Genomic DNA, 2,359 nt, shown 5'->3' with positions numbered 1-2,359 from the left:
GAAGCAAAACCTGACTACGGCGCTGGCGAAAGTGTTTAAACGGCTCCACTATCCACTGGACGTCATGCTGCTATGCGTGCGTTGGTATGTTGCGTATCCGTTGAGCTTACGACACCTCGAAGAGATGATGGCAGAGCGTGGTATTGCTGTGGACCATTCGACTGTTCATCGCTGGGCGCTCAAACTGTTGCCGCTGCTGGAAAAAGCGTTCCGGCGGTGCAAACGCACGGTGGGCAGAAGCTGGAGGATGGACGAGACCTACGTTTGAATCGCGGGGAGTGGCGATATCTCTACCGGGCTGTCGACAAAGCCGGTAACACGGTTGATTTCCTGCTACGAGCACTCCGGGACAAGGCTGCCGCGCAGGCATATTTCGAGCGGGCAATTGCGCGAAACGGCGAACCTGAGACCGTGACGATCGATAAGAGCGGATCGAACCTCGCCGCTTTGAAAGCGATCAGCGCCAAGCGGGAAACACCGATCAAAATTCGCCAGCAAAAGTATCTCAACAACCTTGTCGAACAGGATCACCGTGCGATCAAACGACGCACGCGGCCAATGATGGGCTTTAAGACTTTTCGCTGCGCACGCATCATTCTTGGTGGAATCGAGATCATGCACATGATTCGCAAAGGTCAGATGAGCGGCTGCGCTAAGGCACTATCTCCGGCTCAGCAATTCAACTCCTTATTTTCATAGGTAATCCTATACATATAAACGTTCTTACGCCACCCAGTTCTTATTGCGACAAAACCAATCATCATCGTCTGATGGGGCCACTCGGATATATCCCTCCAGCCGAAGCTGAGGCAAACTATCACCGCCACGGCAAAATTAACGTAACCGAGGCAGCGTTAACTTAAACCAACCCGCCTCCACGAATCCCGGTGTGGTTCAGTAATCCGTAAATTTTCTTATACCCTAGGTCCTTAAATGATCAATAGAACGACACAGTCTATTTCTAAGGTCGGCGCTGCTTTCTTGCTGATTGCCGTTGGTAGCAGTCTGACCGCATGTGCCAGCCGCGCTCAAGATCCATCCGCCAATGAGGCCAGTCAATGCAGGGATGTTAATACTCTGCTCAAGTCGAATGGTATCTCCGAAACGACAGCCGGTTTGCCTGCTCCGAATCAGAGTTTTGAACAATGGAAAGCGGGGCTGCGCCAGGATGCTCTTTCCCAGGGAATCAGCGCTGATATCTATGACAAAGTGTTCGTTAGCATAAACCCGGATAGCGACGTTATCGCCGCCACTCAAAAGCAGCCGGAAATAGTAACGCCCATCTGGAGTTACATTGAACAGCGGATAACACAGGATAGTGTATCTCAGGGGAAAGCGTTGCTTGAAAATTATAAGGAAACCTTGAATCGCATTGCTCAGCGTTATCCAGTTGATTCTCCGTTATTGTTTGCTTTCCTTTCAATCGAAAGCAATTATGGGCTTAATGCAGGCGAAAAGAGCGTCATCCGCTCGCTCGCTACGCTCGATTATTATAACTATCGCCAATCGTTTAACCGGCAAAATCTGATTGCCGCATTACGTATAATCCAGAGAAACGATGCGCTACCGGAGCAACTTAAGGGTTCTTGGGCGGGGGCGATGGGGATGCCTCAGTTCATTCCCGCATCTTATCTGCAATACGCGGTGGATTTTGATGGAGACAATCACCCCAATATCTGGACCTCTTTCCCCGACTCGCTGGCTTCGGTAGCTAACTATATGCAAAAGTCCGGGTGGAAAAAGGACATGCCGTGGGGTTTTGAAATCAGCTTGCCGACCAAGTTCGACTATTCCGCTTCTGGCATGGATAACCAAAAAGCCATTAAAGAATGGCAACTCTTGGGAGTGCGGGCCGTGGTCCCGAGGGATCTGAAATCACTTGCCGCAGTAAACGCCTCTCTGTTACTTCCGGTCGGGAAGAACGGTCCGGCGTTTTTGGTAACGGATAATTTCCGTGCCATTCTTCGTTATAACAATGATATTTCCTATGCGCTGACCGTCGCATTGCTGTCTGATAATTATCTTCGCGACACGCCGGTACAAAAACCTTGGCCACGTAATGAGCTCCCCCTGACGCGCAAGCAACGCGAAGCGTTGCAGATTCTGCTTCAAGAAAAGCAACTTTACCGGGGTACTATTGATGGCATCCTAGGTCAGGGTTCTATAGCAGCAGTCCGAGCGTATCAGCAACAAGTCGGATTGCCGGTCGACGGTTATCCAGACCAAGCATTGCTGGATAAACTGTTGTGTCACTAGGCCCTTGTTCACATTTTCACGCATGACCCGACGGCGCAAGCGAAGCGAACACAAGGTAACTGTCAGAGAGTTTGTCATAACGGCACTGTCACGTTAGCGAGCG

Annotated in this window: 2 protein-coding genes; both read left to right on the top strand. The window is 50.7% G+C overall.

Translation table 11 applies throughout. The features are described 5' to 3' along the window. Window positions 1–10 precede the first annotated feature (10 nt). Window positions 11–699 (top strand): IS6 family transposase gene (locus WM40_RS26425; protein WP_201779187.1). Its coding sequence is split into 2 segments (ribosomal slippage): window positions 11–266 and window positions 266–699, totalling 690 coding nucleotides; the frame shifts between segments, so codons are not numbered across the junction. A 234-nt stretch (window positions 700–933) separates the two neighbouring features. Further along, window positions 934–2,256 (top strand): lytic murein transglycosylase, encoded by a 1,323-nt coding sequence (locus WM40_RS26420; RefSeq protein ID WP_046154544.1) that lies wholly within the window; start codon window positions 934–936, stop codon window positions 2,254–2,256. Window positions 2,257–2,359 lie beyond the last annotated feature (103 nt).

This window comes from Robbsia andropogonis (assembly GCF_000970345.1).
In the GTDB taxonomy this organism is placed as follows: domain Bacteria; phylum Pseudomonadota; class Gammaproteobacteria; order Burkholderiales; family Burkholderiaceae; genus Robbsia; species Robbsia andropogonis.
This window is presented reverse-complemented; position numbering and strand designations above follow the sequence as displayed.

What these genes read in the sequence shown, in the direction of transcription:
- WM40_RS26420 (WP_046154544.1), top strand. Translation starts at nt 934, where the DNA reads ATGATCAATAGAACGACACAGTCTATTTCTAAGGTCGGCGCTGCTTTC.